12 protein-coding genes are annotated in these 16,182 nt (G+C 69.6%); 6 read left to right on the top strand and 6 right to left on the bottom strand.

Going from position 1 to position 16,182, the window contains the following annotated elements; translation table 11 throughout:
* Positions 1-56 precede the first annotated feature (56 nt).
* Together GF068_RS21335 and GF068_RS21330 are read left to right on the top strand one after the other, a co-directional pair.
* The gene (locus GF068_RS21335; protein WP_153821295.1) at positions 57-731 is read left to right on the top strand and encodes an NYN domain-containing protein; all 675 of its coding nucleotides are present in this window, start codon (positions 57-59) and stop codon (positions 729-731) included.
* A gap of 48 nt (positions 732-779) precedes the next feature.
* Complete coding sequence (locus GF068_RS21330; protein ID WP_153821294.1) at positions 780-956, top strand: hypothetical protein; 177 nt, start codon at positions 780-782, stop codon at positions 954-956.
* Positions 957-1,251: 295 nt separating this feature from the next.
* On the opposite strand, the gene GF068_RS21325 is transcribed toward GF068_RS21330, so the two are convergent.
* The gene (locus GF068_RS21325; RefSeq protein ID WP_153821293.1) at positions 1,252-2,691 is read right to left on the bottom strand and encodes a serine/threonine-protein kinase; all 1,440 of its coding nucleotides are present in this window, start codon (positions 2,689-2,691) and stop codon (positions 1,252-1,254) included.
* 59 nt (positions 2,692-2,750) lie between these two features.
* A complete protein-coding gene (locus GF068_RS21320) occupies positions 2,751-3,896 on the bottom strand; it encodes a pyridoxal phosphate-dependent aminotransferase (protein ID WP_153821292.1) in 1,146 nt (381 codons plus the stop codon).
* A gap of 115 nt (positions 3,897-4,011) precedes the next feature.
* On the opposite strand from GF068_RS21320, the gene GF068_RS21315 reads away from it, so the two are divergent.
* A complete protein-coding gene (locus tag GF068_RS21315) occupies positions 4,012-5,385 on the top strand; it encodes an MATE family efflux transporter (protein WP_170319601.1) in 1,374 nt (457 codons plus the stop codon).
* A 5-nt stretch (positions 5,386-5,390) separates the two neighbouring features.
* On the opposite strand, the gene GF068_RS21310 is transcribed toward GF068_RS21315, so the two are convergent.
* Entirely contained in the window at positions 5,391-5,933 is a 543-nt protein-coding gene (locus GF068_RS21310) for a hypothetical protein (protein WP_153821290.1), read from the bottom strand.
* A 222-nt stretch (positions 5,934-6,155) separates the two neighbouring features.
* Between GF068_RS21310 and GF068_RS21305 the strand changes: the two genes are divergently transcribed.
* Together GF068_RS21305 and GF068_RS21300 are read left to right on the top strand one after the other, a co-directional pair.
* Positions 6,156-7,781 carry a thiamine pyrophosphate-binding protein gene (locus GF068_RS21305; RefSeq protein ID WP_153821289.1) on the top strand — a complete coding sequence of 542 codons (1,626 nt, stop codon included), beginning with the start codon at positions 6,156-6,158 and terminating at the stop codon, positions 7,779-7,781.
* 11 nt (positions 7,782-7,792) lie between these two features.
* Complete coding sequence (locus tag GF068_RS21300) at positions 7,793-8,314, top strand: M17 family peptidase N-terminal domain-containing protein (protein WP_338046492.1); 522 nt, start codon at positions 7,793-7,795, stop codon at positions 8,312-8,314.
* 4 nt (positions 8,315-8,318) lie between these two features.
* Here GF068_RS21300 and GF068_RS21295 read toward each other — a convergent pair whose 3' ends face one another.
* The gene (locus GF068_RS21295; RefSeq protein WP_170319600.1) at positions 8,319-9,974 is read right to left on the bottom strand and encodes a bifunctional metallophosphatase/5'-nucleotidase; all 1,656 of its coding nucleotides are present in this window, start codon (positions 9,972-9,974) and stop codon (positions 8,319-8,321) included.
* 107 nt (positions 9,975-10,081) lie between these two features.
* On the opposite strand from GF068_RS21295, the gene GF068_RS21290 reads away from it, so the two are divergent.
* A complete protein-coding gene (locus GF068_RS21290; protein ID WP_153821287.1) occupies positions 10,082-12,283 on the top strand; it encodes a TonB-dependent receptor family protein in 2,202 nt (733 codons plus the stop codon).
* A gap of 1 nt (position 12,284) precedes the next feature.
* Here GF068_RS21290 and GF068_RS46335 read toward each other — a convergent pair whose 3' ends face one another.
* Both GF068_RS46335 and GF068_RS21280 read right to left on the bottom strand, forming a co-directional pair.
* On the bottom strand, positions 12,285-13,598 hold the full coding sequence (locus tag GF068_RS46335; protein ID WP_153821286.1) for a hypothetical protein: 1,314 nt from the start codon (positions 13,596-13,598) through the stop codon (positions 12,285-12,287).
* Positions 13,599-13,799: 201 nt separating this feature from the next.
* Positions 13,800-16,112 carry an ATP-binding protein gene (locus tag GF068_RS21280; RefSeq protein WP_153821285.1) on the bottom strand — a complete coding sequence of 771 codons (2,313 nt, stop codon included), beginning with the start codon at positions 16,110-16,112 and terminating at the stop codon, positions 13,800-13,802.
* Positions 16,113-16,182 lie beyond the last annotated feature (70 nt).

Here is a 16,182-nt window from a genome sequence, read left to right as displayed (position 1 = left end):
TACTCGATAACGGGAGTGCCGAGACCGGGGGTTTTTCTTTGGTAGCGCGATTCGTTATGTCAACGGCCATTCTTGTCGATGGTGGCTTCTTCCTGAAGCGCTTCCGTTACGTCTACCGGGATCGTGACGCCACCGACCCCAAGGTCGTCGCTCGGACGATGCACGAGATGGCGTGTTTTCACCTGAACGACCGCCAGGGGCGGCCCGCGTATGATCTGTACCGGATTTTTTTCTATGACTGCCCGCCGATTCTGAAGCGGGCGCACTATCCGATTTCGAGACGTGGCATTGATTTCTCGAAGACGCAGACGGCTCTCTTTCGCCTGGCTCTACACGAAGAGATCAAGACCCAGCGCAAGGTCGCGCTCCGACTCGGGCACCTGTCCGACGACGCGGCGTGGAAGATCAAGCCGGCAAAATTATCGGAGCTCGTCGGCGGGACGATACGATTCGAGGCGCTCACGGACGACGATTTCACGTATGACGCGCGCCAGAAGGGCGTCGACATGAAGATCGGCCTCGACATCGCGTCGCTGGCTTACAAAAAGCTCGTCGACCAGATCGTCCTCGTTGCAGGCGACAGTGACTTCGTCCCGGCTGCCAAGCTGGCCCGTCGCGAGGGCATCGATTTTGTTCTGGATCCCATGTGGCACCACGTCCACCCGTCGCTGAACGAGCACATCGACGGGCTTCGATCCACCTCGCCGAACCCCAACAAATTCGCGCAATGATGGGCGCCTGATCCCGCTCGCCCCGGCATCGCGGACGAGGCGGCGCAGGTGATCTCGCGTTTCATCGAGAGCTCGCCGCCGCGCACCTTGCTCTTCGTCTTCGGCGACCACGGCTTCCGCCTCTCGTGCGACGCCCGCGGCACGGCGCCCGCGACCCAGGGCGGCGCGAGCCCGGAGGAGGTGCTCGTGCCGGGGTATGCGTGGCTCGTGGGCGGGGTGCATTGAGGGGAGGCGGCCCCGAAGCCGTCGCCGTCGATGGGAAACGGCTTCGCGGCGGCCGCGGAGGCGTCTTTCGGGTGGGAAACGGCTTCGCGGCGACCGCGGAGGCGTCCGCGACCGAACCCAACGGCTCTGCGGCGACCGCGGAGGCGTCCGCGACCGAACCCAACGGCTCTGCGGCCACCGCGAAGGCGTCCGCGACCGAACCCAACGGCTCTGCGGCCACCGCGGAGGCGTCCGCGACCGAACCCAACGGCTTCGCGGCCGCCGCGAAGCCAAATCCCACGGCCGAGAACGCTCCTCAGAGCAAAACGAACATCACGACCAACCCGATCAGGAGCACCACCCCCGCCCCCAGCGCCATGGCCATGTAAAACCCCCTCTTGTCATGGGCGTGTGTCGCCACGGTCGGCCGCTGGTGCAGCTCCGTCACCGTCATCTGCTGCGGCCTCGCGCTGAGCAGCGTCGGCGCCGCCATTCCAGGCGCGGGCACGTCCGGCGGCGGCGCGGTCGGCTCGTCCTCGATCGGCGAGGGGGATTCGAGGGCCGGCGGTTTGAAGACCCCGGACGGCTCGATGTAGACCTGCGTCGGCTCCGAATCCCATTTCGATCGCGGCGGAGGCGCATAAGCGGGCCTCGAGCGCGACGAAGGCTCGTCCGGCGGCCGGGACGGCGACGAACCCGGGGCCATCATCAGCGTGCCGAGCGGACCGGACGCCGGCGCCGGAAAGGCCCCCGACGCCGGCGCCGACCTCGGCGCCCGCGGCGGCGACGGCGGCGAGGGATCCATCACCAGCGTCCCGAGCTGACCCCGCGCGACCGGCGGCTCCTCCAGCACAGACGTGCGCCCGTGCGCGCTCGAGCTCTCCTTGTTGCTCGTCGTGGCCGCGGGCGCCGCAGCCGCCGCCGGCTTGCGCCCTTGCGCCGCGAAGACCTCCAGCATGTGCGCGACCACCATCGCGCTCCCGATCCGCTTGTCCCGCTCGCGCTCCATGCAGCGCGCCACGATCTCCTCGAAGGCCGGATCCACCGAGGGCGCGTGCTGCGAGATGCGCGGGATCGGCCCGCTCGTGATCCGCGCCGTGATGTCCGCGCGCCCGCCCTCGAAGGGCCGCTGGCCCGCGAGCATCTCGAAGAGCACCACCCCGAGCGACCAGAGATCGGTCCGCACGTCGAACGACTCGGGCGCCGCGAGCTGCTCCGGGCTCCTGTACGAAGGGGAGCCCAGGCCGAGCGTATCGGCCACGATCGGCGGCACGGCCCGCGCGACCCACAGGTCGAGCAGCTTCACCTCCGGCGCGTCCGTGCCCGGCTCGCCTTGCAAGAACACGTTCGCCGGGCGCAGGTCGCCGTGCACGAGCCGCGCGCCGTGGGCGATCGAGAGCGCGGTCGCGATGTCACGCCCGATGTGCGCGGCGAGCGGCGGCGACAGCGCCCGCTCGCGCGCGAGCCGGTCGGCGAGCGTCTCGCCCGAGAGCAGCTCCAGCGCGACGAAGAGCTCGCCCGTCGGCGTCTCGCCCACGTCGTGGATCGTGCAGAGCGTCGGGTGCTTCGCGGCCTGCGCCGCGCGCGCCTCCTCGACGAGCCGCTGCCCGACCTCCTGGTTCGGGATGCTGAGGAGCTTCAGCGCGACGTGCCGCGACGCCGCGGGCTCCTCCGCCTCCCAGACGGCCCCGAGCGCGCCCGTCCCGATTTGCCGCACGAGGCCGTATTTATCGCCGATGAGTTCGCCGCCGCTCATTGCCCTGTTCTTGAATGGCCCGACATCGTGACCAGGTTCCCGGGTTTTCCTTCAATGCCTCAAAGCGATCGAATTCGCCGCGCCGCCTCTTCCAGCGCCGCGTCCTCCTTCGCGAAGCAGAACCGCGTGAGCGTCTCGCCCACGGGATCACCATAAAACGAGGTCCCGGGCACGCTGGCGATCCCTATCTTCTCGAGCAGCAGCATCGCCGCCGCCTTCGCGTTCGCCGCGCCGAGCCGCCGGATATCGGCGAGCACGTAATAGGCGCCCTTCGGCACGTAGGGCACGAGGCCCGCGTCCGCGAGCGCGCTGCACAGGATGTCGCGTTTCTTCTGGTAGCTCTGCCCGATCGAGCGGAAGTAATCGTCGGGCATCCCGAGCCCCGCCACCATCGCGTGCTGGAGCGGCGTCGGCGCGCAGACGTAGAGCAGGTCGTGGGCCACCGTGATCCGCCGCGCGGCCTCGGGCGGCGCCGTCAGATAACCGCACCGCCAGCCCGTCACCGCGAACGTCTTGGAGAAACCCGAGATCGAGACCGTCCTCGCCCGCGCGTCTCTCCGCGTCGCGAGCGGCACGTGTTTTTGCCCGTCGAAGACGATGTGCTCGTAGATCTCGTCCGTGATCGCCACGAGGTCGTGCGCCTCGATCGCGTCCGCGAGCCAGTCGAGCTCCTCCTCGCTCCACACCTTGCCGCTCGGGTTCGACGGCGTGCACACGACCACCGCGCGCGTGCGCGGCCCGATCGCCCGCGCGAACGCCTCCCGGTCGATCTCCCACGACGGCGGCCGCGTCGGCACGAGCACGGGCCGAAGGCCCATCGCGAGCACCGTGTTCAAGTGGTAGCCGTAATACGGCTCGAACAGGATCACCTCGTCGCCCGGATCGAGCAGCGCGAGGCACGCCGCCGCGAACGCGCCCGTCGCGCCCGACGTCACCACGACCTCGGAGGCGGGATCCACCTCCCGCCCGTATCGCTTCTTCAGATCGGCCGCGATCGCCTCGCGGAGCGGCAGGATCCCCTCGGGGGCCGTGTAGATCGCCACGCTCGCGTCGATCGCCGCGTTCGCCGCGCGCGCCACGGGCGGGGGCGTGGGCAGATCGCAGACGCCTTGCCCGAGGTTGATCCCGCTCACCGCCTCACACGCGCGGCTCATCGCGCGGATGTCGGAGATGACCAGCGACCTCATGCGTTGACCGATCCGCATGGCTGCACCCTACCTCAACACGGACCTGGAAGTCCCCTCCACTGCGCACATCGGTGACCACGAACCACCCGGCCGACCCTTGCCCGAGAGGCCGGGCCATGGCACCCCCGCGGCCGTGCGTCCGACGCCCTCCGCCGAGACCGGCCTCGTCCGTGAGGGTGATCGCGCCCTCGTCGCGGAGGTGTGGGCCCTCGCCTGGCCGGCGATCACGCACATGCTGCTGATCACGCTCGTCTTCCTGGTCGGGCGGCTCATGCTCGGGCGCTACTCGCCGACCTCGCTCGCGGCGATCCAGATCGCGGGCTCGACGACCTGGACCCTCTACTCCGTCTGCACGGCGTTCTCCGCGGGCACGCTCGCCGTCGTGGCGAGGCGCGTCGGTGAGCGGGATCGTCCCGCCGCGGCCCGCGCCGCTCGGGCCGCGTTGCTCTTCGCGGCCGGGCTCGGCGTCGTCGTCGCGTGCCTCGTGTTTTTCGCCGAGGGCCCCTTCGTCCGTTCGATCTTCCCGCGCGCCGGGGCGGCCGTGCAGGCGCAGGCGGGCGAGTACCTGCGTGTCGTGTGCTGGTCGATGCCGCTCACGTTCGTCGAGGCGATCGCCGCGGCGTCCTTGCAAGCCTCGGGCGACACGCGCACGCCGCTCGTCGTCGCGGGCGTGGGCAACGTCCTGAACCTCGCGCTGAACGCGCTCTTGATCTTCGGCCTCTTCGGCCTTCCCGAGCTCGGCATTCGTGGCGCGGCCCTGGCGAACGCGGCGACGTTTTCGCTCGAGGGCCTCTTGCTCACCTATGCGCTCTTTCGCCGCGCGAGCCCGCTGCCTCTGCGCGGCGCGGGGTTCGCGGGCGCGGGCGCGGCGCTCTCGCGTGTGCTCGGCGTCTCGGGCGCGGCGTTTGGCGAGAAGGTCGCGTATCACCTCGGATTCATGGTGTACGTCGCGATCATCGCGCTGCTCGGCGAGGTCGCGCTCGCGGCGCATCAGGCGGCGGTCAGCATCGAGTCGATCTCGTGGCTCTCGGCGGACGGCTTCGGCATCGCGGCGGGCGCGATCGTGGGGCAAAAGCTCGGGGCGAAGCGGCCCGACGAGGCGGCGCGCGGGGGCCTCGTCGCGGCGCTCTTCGCGGTCGTGATCCTGAGCCTCGTCGGCCTCTCGTTCTTGACGATGGCGCCCCTGCTCGTCTCGGCCTTCACCCCGGACCGGGCCATCGTCGAGACGGCCGTGCCGGCGATGCGCGTCGGCGCGATCGCGCAGCCGTTCATGGGCTTCGCGATGGTGACGGCGATGGCCCTGCGCGGCGCGGGCGATACGCGCACGGTGCTCTTCGCGATGATCCTGTGCAGCGCCCTGCGCGCGGGTGTGACGTGGCTCTGCGCGCTCGAGCTCGAGCTCGGGCTCGCGGGCGTGTGGATGGGCAGCACGGCGGACTGGGTCTGCCGCGCCGTGCTGCTCGGCTGGGCGTATACGCGGGGGCGGTGGAAGCGGGTCGAGGTCTAGGGGCGCTACGCGCCGCCCACGCAGGCGTATCCGAGGCAGCTCTGATCGTTCGGGCAGTCGTTGCTCGACACGCACTCCACGCCGAGGCATTGCGGGACGGCCGAGCACTCGTCGTCGCCGCAATTCGCGATGGCTTTCCGCTGGTCCTCGGTGAGGCCGTCGCAATCGGTGCGGCACTGCGCGGTCTCGCCCGCGGAGAGGCCGCAGCTCTGGAAATGGTCGCAGGCCGCCTTGCACGCGGCGAGGCTGTCGACCGGCGGGGGCATCACGGTGGAGCCGATGCACTTCCGGAACGCGGCCGAGCCCGTCTCGCAGATTTGCCCCGAGGGGCAGTTCTCGTCGCTGACGCAACCCTCCTCGCAGATGGAGATCGAGGGCTGCGCGCAATGTTGCCCCGGCGAGCAGGTGACGTCCCCGCACGTGGTGTAGCCAGGCCCCTTATCGGGCGTCTGGGCGTCGCTCGACGAGCAGCCGACGCCGGACGCGACGACGGCGAGGGCGAGGGAGGCGAGCGCGGACGAAGCACGGAGCAGCGAAGCTAGTTTCATGATCACCTTTCCTGAATGGCTGGGCCAGCTTTGCGACGAACGCGTGTTCGTGGCTACCGCCAACATTGCGACCCGTATTCTCGGATTTGCAAACGCGCGCGCCGTCGGCCCGGAGGTGGCGCACCCTACCTGGACGGGCGTGTCTGTCAAGAGCTCATGGTCGCGCCCGCCTGGCCGGAAGCGCGCGTGATTTCGCCCGCCCTCCCGTGGTATACGCCCCGCATGGCACAGGTCCACGGCGGCAGGCTCGTATCGAAGGCGCTCGCGCGGCACGGGGTCACGCACCTCTTCACGCTCTGCGGCGGGCATATCCAGGCGATTTACGACGGGTGTCTCGACGACGGCATCCGCGTCGTCGACGTCCGGCACGAGCAGACGGCGGGGCACGCGGCCGACGCCTGGGCGCGCGTCACGGGCAAGCCCGGCGTCTGCGCGGTCACGGCCGGCCCCGGCGTCACCGACACCGTCACCGCCGTCGCCAATGCCCAGCGCGCGGGCATCCCCATGATCGTCATCGGCGGCGCCGGCCCGCGCCTGCTCGCCGACATGGGCTCGCTCCAGGACATGAACCACGTCGAGCTCATGCGCCCGATCACGAAGTGGAGCGTCTCCGTCCCCTCCACGGACCGGCTCGCCGAGTACATCGACGCCGCCTTCCGCATCGCGCAGGGCAACGTCCCCGGCCCCGTCTTCCTGGAGATGCCGCTCGACCTCCTCATGAATTTCGGCGACGACGCGCCGCCCGCCACCGTGCCCTTCGACGAGCCTCCGCGCCCCGGCGGCAACCCGCACGCGATCACGCGCGCCGCGGCGCTGCTCCGCGAGAGCGAGCGGCCCATGTTCATCGTGGGCAGCCAGCTCCGGTGGTCGCCGCGCAAGGACATCCTCCGCGCCTTCGCCGACGCCGTCGACGCCCCGTATTACCTGAACGGCATGGCCCGCGGCGGCTTGCCCCACGCCCACCCGAACTTCTTCGCCCGCTCGCGCCGTGTCGCGCTCGGACAAACCGACCTCTGCGTGGTCCTCGGCACGCCCTTCGATTTCCGCCTCGAATACGGCCGCGCGATCAACCCGGGCGCCCGCGTCGTCCAGATCGACCTCGACGGCAACGAGATCGGCCGCAATCGGAAGGTGGACGTCGCCATTCACGGCGACAGCGGCCTCGTCCTCGAGCAGCTGCTCGCCGAGGTGAAGGAGAAGCGCCTGCCTGGCTGGATCGCGGCCATGCGCGCGGCCGAGGACAAGTCGCGGGCGAAGATGTTGCCCGAGATCGAGGCCAGCACGGACCCGCCGAACCCCTTGCGTGTCTGCGACGAGATCGGCAAGCGCCTCGGCAAGGAGGACATCGTCATCGGCGACGGCGGCGATTTCGTGGCCACCGCGGCGAACGTGATCAAGCTCGAATGGCCGCAGCTCTGGATGGATCCCGGCCCGCTCGGCACGCTCGGCGTGGGGCCCGGGTATGCGATGGCCGCGAAGCTCGCCCGCCCGAACGCGAAGGTCGTGCTCATTTACGGCGACGGCTCGTTCGGCTTCAACGCGGCCGAGTTCGAGGCGCTCGCGCGCCAGGGCATCCCGGTCGTCAGCATCATCGGCAACGACGCGGCCTGGATGCAGATCCGGCGCGGCCAGGTCGATCTCTACGGGAAGGAGCGCGCGCCTGCCACGGCGCTCGAGTACACCCATTACGAGAAGGTCGTCGAGGCGCTCGGCGGCGTCGGGTACTGGGTCGAGAAGACCGCCGATCTCGGCCCGGCCCTCGACGCGGCCTTCGCGGCCGACAAACCGTCCTGCGTGAACGTCAAGATCGCCGCCAGCGAGTTCCGCAAGGGCGCGATCAGCGTGTAGGTGGTCGCGACGTGGAGCTGCGCTTCTGCAACCCCGAGCTCACGAGCCTGGACGATCTCGACACCGAGATCCTCGCGTGTAGCGTGTGGGCGGACGCGCGCCCGGTGCACGGCGCCTTTGGCCTTTGTGATTGGCGCCTCGCCGGGCACCTCTCCGCGCTGCTCCGGAGCGGGTTTTTGACGGGAAAGCTCGGCGAGGTCTTGATGGTCCCGGGCAAACCGCGCCTCACGTTCGACAAGCTCCTGTTTTTCGGGGCGGGTCCGCGCGAGGGGTTCGGCGAGGAGGCTTTTCGTCGGGTCGTGCAACAGATGCTCGACACGATGGAGGGCCTCTGCGCCCGCGTCGCGGTCGTCGAATTGCCCGGCCGCCCGGACGGCCTCATTCCGGCGGAGCGAGCGGCCGACATCCTGCTCGCCAGCGCGGGCCGAAAACGCGAGCACGACGTGTGGACGCTCGTCGAGGGCGCCGACGGCAAGCAGCGCATCACCCAGCACATGATCGAGGAGCGGCGGCGGGTGCGGCGGGTGCTCTAGCCGCTCAGGGCAGGGCCCGACAAACCATTTTCCGCTCCGTATTGCAGATCCGCCCCTCGACCACCGGCGCGAGCGGCTTTCCTGCTTTTTCGAGCGCGGAGAGCGCGTCCAGCACGACGAGCTTCAGGTCCGGCCCGCCCTCGATCACCTTCGCCGGATCCAGCATCGTATATCCGTCCTGGTTCCCCGCCTTCGGGTTGACCAGGAAATCGATCGTCACCGCGTGGAGCACGTCCTTGGGCTCGATCTTGCGGGGGGTTTTGCCGAGCAAGGTCAATTTCGACGCCGTCTTCTTCACCGGATCGTGCTCGAAGGCGAAGCCCGCGATCTGCAGGAAATGCCCCTGGCCCGTCCAGTCCTCGATGCTGCGCTCCGCGACCTTTTGCAGGGTCTCCCCCGTGATCTCCACGAGCCGGAGCTCCGCGGGGTAGGCGAAGAGCTCCTCGATGTGCCGCCGCGTGATCGGCTCGCCTTTGGGCAGGTTCAGGTTGAGCCGCAGCCCTCCGCTGTTCACGAAGGCCACCTGGGGGGGCTTTTTCCTGTCGGCGAAGGCGCCGAGCGCGAGGTCCGCGACCCAGTCCCCGAGGTTCGTCTCGAATCGACGGATCTCGAGCTCCTCCGCGACGATCTCCTCCCCCGCCGTGGCGAGCACCTCGGAGAGGCAGCCCGCGCCCGTGGGCGGATTCTGCTTGGCGCAGTATTCCACCTCGTGTTTCTTCAACGTGGCGTCGACCCACGCCTTCATGTCGGGGTCCTCGGGCACCGACGGGCTCGTGAGCGGGATCCATTCCTGCAAGATATCGAGCCCGCCGTTCGTCCGATCGATCCTGAGCACGTTCGCGCTCGCCGCGTCCGCGTCGGCCTTGTAAATGGCGCGCCCGTCGACCATGGCTTTCTGTCGATTGTGCTCGTGCCCGCCCAGGAGGACGTCCGGCCCCTCGTCGCCGAGTTTTTCGAGCAACGCAAGGTCCGTGGCCATCGGGAGGTGCGTCAGCCCGACGACCGCGTCCACGCCCTCCTTTCGCAGCGCGGCCGTCTGGACACGCGCGGCCTCGATCGGGTCGTGGATCGCCGCGACATACGGGGCGTTCGCGCCGATCGTCACGCCGAAGATCCCGATTCGAAAGCGCCCGCAGGGCACGATCGTCCGCGGCGAGACCTTGCTCGCGGGCAACGTCACCGCGCTCTTGCCCGCCTCGTCGACCTTGAAATGCACGTTGCTCGATAACCAGCGGAACTCCGACTCCGCGAGCCGCGCCGATAACACGGCCGGGTCCTCTTTATCGAACTCGTGATTGCCGAAGGCCACGAAGAGCCGCCCGTCGTCGCCCTCGCCCCCGTCGAGCCGGTTCATCGCGTCGATCATCTGCCGGCCCTTGTACACGCGGCTCAAGAGGGACGGGAACAGGAGGTCACCGGCGTGCAGGACCACGAGGTCCGGGTGCTGCCTTTCGAGCTCCTTGCGGATCGTGCGCACCCGCGCCATGCCGCCTCGGCCGCCGGGCAACGATTCGATCCGATAGGTATCGTTGATCGAGAGGATCGCGCAGGCCGCCGTCGCCTTTTCGTCCGGGCGCTTCGGCGGCGCCTCGGCCGCGGGCGCGCCGCAACCCGACGCGAGGAGGAGCGAGGCGAAGAGGGCGAGATCGCGGAGCTTCATCGCCACGAGCGTACACGCCCCGCGGCCACGAAATCCAGCACGCCACATCGGCTGTTGACTTTCACTTTCAAGAAGCCTAAGGAGCATCGGTTCGCTTCGAGAAACCCATGCGCCCTCGCTCCCTGCTCGGCTCGATCCTGCTCTTCGCCTGCACGACTCCGGCCCTCGCCGATGAGGCTCGCCCCGCGCCCGCCGCCGCCGAGACAGCGCCCGAAGAGGCGCCCGCGAAGGCCGAGGCCGAGGCGGCGCCGCCCGCGCCCGAGGTGATTGAGGTGCGCGTCCTCGGGAGGAACGACGACGCGCTGCAGAAGGTCCCGGGCTCCGGCACGCTCGTCGGCGCGAAGGAGATTCGCCGCAGCATGCCGGCCTCCGCGGGCGAGATCCTCCGGCGCGTGCCGGGCCTCGTGGTGCGCCCCGAGGAGGGGCTCGGCCTGCGCCTCAACGTCGGCATGCGTGGCCTCGACCCGACCCGCAGCCGGCAGGTGCTCGTCCTCGAAGACGGCATCCCCGTCGCGATCAACCCCTACGGCGAGCCCGATCTCTATTACTCGACGCCCGTCGAGCGTATTCGCGCCGTCGAGGTCGTGAAGGGCTCGGGCAGCATCTTGTTCGGACCTCAAACCATCGGCGGGGTCATCAACTTTCTCACGGCGCTGCCCCCGGACAAACCCGAGTGGAACGTCGAGGCCCAGGCCGGGCAGCGGAATTTCTACAAGCTCTCGGGCCTGTACGGCGGCTCGGCCGGCGACGCGCGGTACGTCGTTCAGCTCACGCGCAAGCAGGGCGACGGGTTTCGGGACATCGGGTTTCACGCGACGGATTTCATGGGCAAGATCGCCTTCCCGACCTCGGCGCGCGGCGAGGCCACCGTGAAAATGGCGGTGTATGACGAGTTCTCCCGCTCGACGTACGTGGGCCTGACGCGGCGCCTGTTCGAGGAGGACCCGCGCGCGCCCACGATCGCGCCGAACGACGCGTTCGCCGTGCGCCGCTACGACGCCTCGTTCACCCACGAATACCGCATCGGCGAGGCGACGCGGCTGCGCACCTTCGTTTATGGTTACATCACCGGGCGCGCCTGGCGCCGCCAGAACTACGACCGCGACCGTTCGCCCGACGTCACCTACGAGCGCATCGTCGGCGACCCGAATGTCCCCGGCAGCGCCATTTATTTTCGCAATACCTCCACGACCCGCGACCGCACCTACCACGTCCTCGGCGTCGAGCCGCGCCTCGAGCACCGCTTCGAGACGGGCCGGGTGCGCCACACGATCACCGCCGGCGTGCGCGGGCACGTCGAGACCGCCGATCGAAAGCAGCTCCTCGGCGATACCCCGACCTCCGAGGCCGGCGCGCTCGAGTTCCGGGAGCATTACCGCACCTGGGCGGTCGCCGCGTATGCCCAGGATCGTGTCGCATTCCGGGACGACCTGCTCGTCACGCCGGGCGTGCGCGTCGAATACGCGGCCAGCGGGCGGAGCGTGGACAGGACCCAGGAGAGCGGCGCGCCCCGCGACGTCTCGATCCGCGGCGACAGCGACGCCGTGGCGGTGATGCCCGGGATCGGGATGGTCTACGGCTCGCCCCGGCTGAACGTCTTCGGCGGCGTGCACGTCGGATATGCCCCGCCGCGCGTGTCGTCGGCGATCTCCCCGACCGGAAAGGACGCCCAGCTCGACGCCGAGGAGAGCACGAACTACGAGCTCGGAGTGCGTCTCGCCAAACCAAGATGGGCGCGCGCCGAGGTCACGGCGTTCGTCATGAGCTTCCGCAACCAGATCGTCTCGGGCACGCTGGCGAGTGGTCAGCAGAGCGAGCTCGTCAATGGCGGGCGCACCCTGCACCGAGGCGTCGAAGCGCAGGCCACGTTCGCGATCGGCCAGGCGCTCGAGCTGCCGCTCACGGTCGACCTGACGGGGCGATACACCTATTCGCTCGCCACGTTCCGCGGCGGCGCCTTCGACGGCAATCGGTTGCCTTATGCGCCCGAGCACATGGCGAGCGCCACGCTCGACGTCGAGCACCGGTTCGGGATCGGGGGGCAGGTCGCGTGGACGTTCACGAGTGATCAGTTCGCCGACGAGCGGAGCACGATCCTCGTGGATCCGACGGGCCGCCTCGGCCTCGTGCCGGCGTATCACCTGCTCGACGTGGCGCTGCGATACCGCCACGAAAAGACGGGCCTCGGCGCGCTCCTCACGGTGAAGAACGCGCTCGATCAGATCTTCGTGGCTTCACGATTGCCCGACGGCATTCAACCGGCGGGGTTCCGCCAGGTGAACGTCGGTCTGCGGTGGGATCACCGTTAGATCACTTCGGATCTTCCGGCGGGATCGGGGCCGTGCCGACGGTCGTGCCGGCCTCGGCGATCCAGGCCCAGTTGTCGACGAGGGCCGTCGAGTCGAGGACGCCGTCGCCCGAGTCGTAGGCGCCCCAGCGAATACGAATGGTGCTGCCCGGCGTGGCGGGCGCCTGCGTCTTCAGCCAGCCCGTGCCCGCGTGGTCCTCGAAGCCGGTGCCGATGAGCTCCATCGTGCCGAGCGGGCAGGTGAACGTCTTGCCGCCCGCGAGGCAGGGCGGGCCGCCGGAGCAGCCGCACACGTTCATGAACGCGTTGTTCACGCTGATGGGGTTGCCCTGCATGTCGAACGAGATGTTCCCGTCCGGCTGGCCCATCGGGATCGGCGAGAGGATCGCCACGAAGAAGTCGTTGTACTGGCTGCACATGAAGACGGGCCACTCGTACGTGTAGAAGTAGAAGTCGAACGAGAAGCCGTTCGCGTTTTGCGGCACGCGAATCTCGAGCTCGACCGCCGTCGCGTCGCGGGGCGTCCCCGTGAGGGTGCCCGGGCACGCCGGCGACTCCTTCGGGAAGCCCTGCGGATGGCCGCTGCTGTATCCCTTGTCGAACCCGCCCGGGCTCGCATATCCCACGTCCGTCGGCTGGCGCCCCGTGCCGCTGGAGACGGCGAAGAGCTTCGAGCCCGCGCGCGGCGTGACGTTCGGGCCAAAGCCGCTCAGGTTGCCATGACCGCGGTGGAAGTCGGCGTCGCTCGTGGCCGGCGAGCCGTCGGCCATCACCCAGTTCGCGCTGACGACGCCCCAATCCGTGCTGCCCGGCGCGGCGATCTTGCAGAGCTCCACGGCCCGCGCCGCGTCGAACGGATCGTTGCTGTCGACGACCAGGGCCTGATCGCAGGTCTCGACCGCCTCGTCGACCGTCCCGTCGCAGTCCTCGTCCGAGGGGTTGTACTCGGGGTTCATCGCGTCGCCGACGACCTCGACCGACTGCGGGCTGACGTTTTTGTCGCAATCGTTGCAGTCGCCTTGCATCTCGCTGAGGCCGTCGCCGTCGTCGTCGACGTTCGCGTCGGTGTCGCAGACGGGGGCGCCGCCGCCGGCGCCCGAGCCCACGCCCGTGCCGACGAATGCGCCGGTGCTGTCGTCGCCGCCGGTGCCCGGCCCGGTGGTGCCGCTCGCTCCGCCCTTGCCGCCCGACCACTCCTCACCCCCGGCACCGCCCTCGCCGAAGACGTTGCGACCGCCTGTGGCCGTACATGCGGCGCCCAGCACGGTGCTGCCTGCAAGGCCGACGAGCCCGATCCACTTCACCAAGTTCCGCATGGCCACTCCTTGAAAAGCTGCTCGACGTCGAAGCCTCGGCCCCGAGGAGATCGGTGCCGCCCGAAGTGCCAGCAGTGTACAGGCAAGGGGTGTCCGCCGTGCAGCAAGAAATGGGCGGGCGGACGTACGAAAATACCACGGGACCGGCGTCCAGGGCGAACCCACCGGCCTCCAATGGGCCAGCCCGCTCCGCGCCGGTGGCTACCGCGCCCGCCCGGTCTCCGCCATCGCACGCCAGAACCGCTCGAGACGGTGTTCGATCGCGCCAAAAACCGTGCCCGCAGGGTAATGGCCCGTGTCGTCCGCGATACCAGCCGGCGAGCCTGTGAGCAGCTCGATGCCTTCTTCGACCGCGGAAACCACGTGAACGTGGAATTGTTTACGTTCGATAGCCTCGACCACGTCGCTGCGCAACATGAGCGCGTGCTGGTTCGTCGCCGGGATCAACACACCCTGGTGGCCCGTCAAACCCTTCGCCGCGCAGAGATCGTAAAATGCCTCGATTTTTTCATTGAGGCCACCCACGGGCAGCACCCCGCCCTGCTGGTCCACGCTGCCCGTCACCGCGAGGTCTTGCCGGAGCGCATACCCGGAGAGCGCCGAGACGAGCGCATAAAGCTCGCTCGACGAGGCGCTGTCGCCGTCGATCGCCTCGTACGTCTGCTCGAAGACGAGCGAGGCGCCGAAGGAGAGGGGCCGGAGCTGCGCGAAACGCAGCGACAGGAAGCCCGAGAGCACGAGCACGCCTTTCGCGTGGATGGGCCCGCTCATTTCGACCTCGCGGGCGATGTTCACCGGCCCCTCGGTCCCGGGATACACGACCGCCGTCACCCGGCACGGACGGCCGAACGTGACCGGCCCGTCGCTCAAGACCGAGACCGCGTTCACCTGCCCGACGCGCCGGCCCGTCACGTCGATGCGGATCGTGCCGTCGGCGAGCAGCTCGTGCACGTGGTCGCGGAAATGCTCGCCGCGCCGCCTCGCCGCCCCGAGCGCGCCGCAGATCTCGCCGCCGTCGACCACCGGTTTGCCCTTGCGCGCCGCGCGGTAGCTCGCCTCCGTCGCCACCTCCGCGAGCAGGCCGAGCTGCGCCGTGACCTTGCGCTGGCTCTCGGCCAGACGGCCGCCGTAAAAGAAGAGCTCGGCCACGGCGTCGGCCGTGAGCGGCAAGAGCTTGCGCTCACGCACGATGTCCGCGAGGAACGAGGGATACGTCGCCAGCGCCGCCGCGAGCGGCATCGTCCCCTCGAAGCGCGCCTGCACCTTGAAGAGCTGCGAGAACTCGGGGTCGGCCTCGTGCAGGTCCTGGTAGAGGTCGGGGCTCGCGATGAGCACGACCTTCAGGTCGAGCGTCATCGGCGGGAACATGAGCTCCTCGCTCGTGCCGCGGTAGTACGTCGGGTTGTGCTCGGGCACGATGAACTTGCTCGCGAGCAAGCAGGCCTTGAGCTGCTCGTAGAGCGCCTCGTTCTTGAGCAGCGCGTTCGCCGGCAGGATCAAAAATCCCCCGTTCGCCAGGTGCAGCGCCCCCGCCACGGCGAACCCAGGCTCCGGCGGCGTGCCCGTGTCCGGCGGCGCGTAGCTCCGGCCAAACAGCGCCGACAAGGTCGGGTACGGGACCTCCACGACCGGCGCGCCCGACCCGGGCTTGTGCTCGGTCAAGAGCGTCGGCACCACGATGCCACGCACGAGCGCCGGTGATTCGTTGTCAGGCTCGTCCACGAGCAGGCGCGTCTCGCGCGCGACGAGCGTCTCCACCTCGCCGAGGAACGAGAGCAGCTCCTCGCGCCCCTCGAAGCGCGCGCGCACCGGCGCAAAGCAGGCCTTCACCGCGTCGTGCAAGAGCTGCTTCGTCGTCGCGCGCAGCTCCGAGTCCGCCTCGTCCTGCACCTCGGCGAGCCGCTCCTCGAACGCCTCGATCGCCGCGGTGATCTGCCGGATCGCCTCGCTCGGCGGGCTCTCGTCGACGAGGGGCGTCACCTGAAACTCGCGCCCGGCCCGCACGACCTCGAGCCCGAGACCCTTCGCCTGCGCGCGCAGCTCCTCCTCGAGTCGCGACTCCTCGGCCTCCACGCGCCTCTGGCCCCGCGCCCGCGCCTGCTTCCAGCGCTCGCCCTCGGTCGCGCCGTGGATCGCCTCGAGCAGCTTCGCGTAGAGCTCCTCCATCGCCTCCGTGAACGGCCGGCCCTCCCCCGCGGGCAGCGTCAGCACGGTCGGCTCGCTCGGGCGCCGCGGGTTCGGCAGGAGCAACATGTCGTCCGGCGTGGGCAGCGTGGCCGCGAGCCTGCGCGCCACCTGCCGCGCGCAGAACGTCCGTCCAGAGCCGGGCGGGCCCACGACGACCACGTGGAAACGCGAGTGCCTGATGTCCAGCCCGAACGAAAGCGCCGCGAGCGCTCGCTCCTGGGCCGCGATGCCCGAGACGGGCTCTACCTCCTCGGTCGTCTGGAAATGCAGCTCCGCCGGCTCGATGCGCTTGTGGCACTCCGCTGCGGTAAGCTCACGTGCGGGCATATCGCCGGAGGATACCACCCGGCCTCGCCCCCCGCCCGGAACCTCGTCACGCCGAGGCCCGGGACGTCCA

This window comes from Polyangium spumosum (genome assembly GCF_009649845.1).
Taxonomy (GTDB): Bacteria; Myxococcota_A; Polyangia; order Polyangiales; family Polyangiaceae; genus Polyangium; species Polyangium spumosum.
The sequence above is the reverse complement of the archived record's forward strand: the minus strand, read 5'-3'. Positions and strand labels throughout refer to the sequence as shown.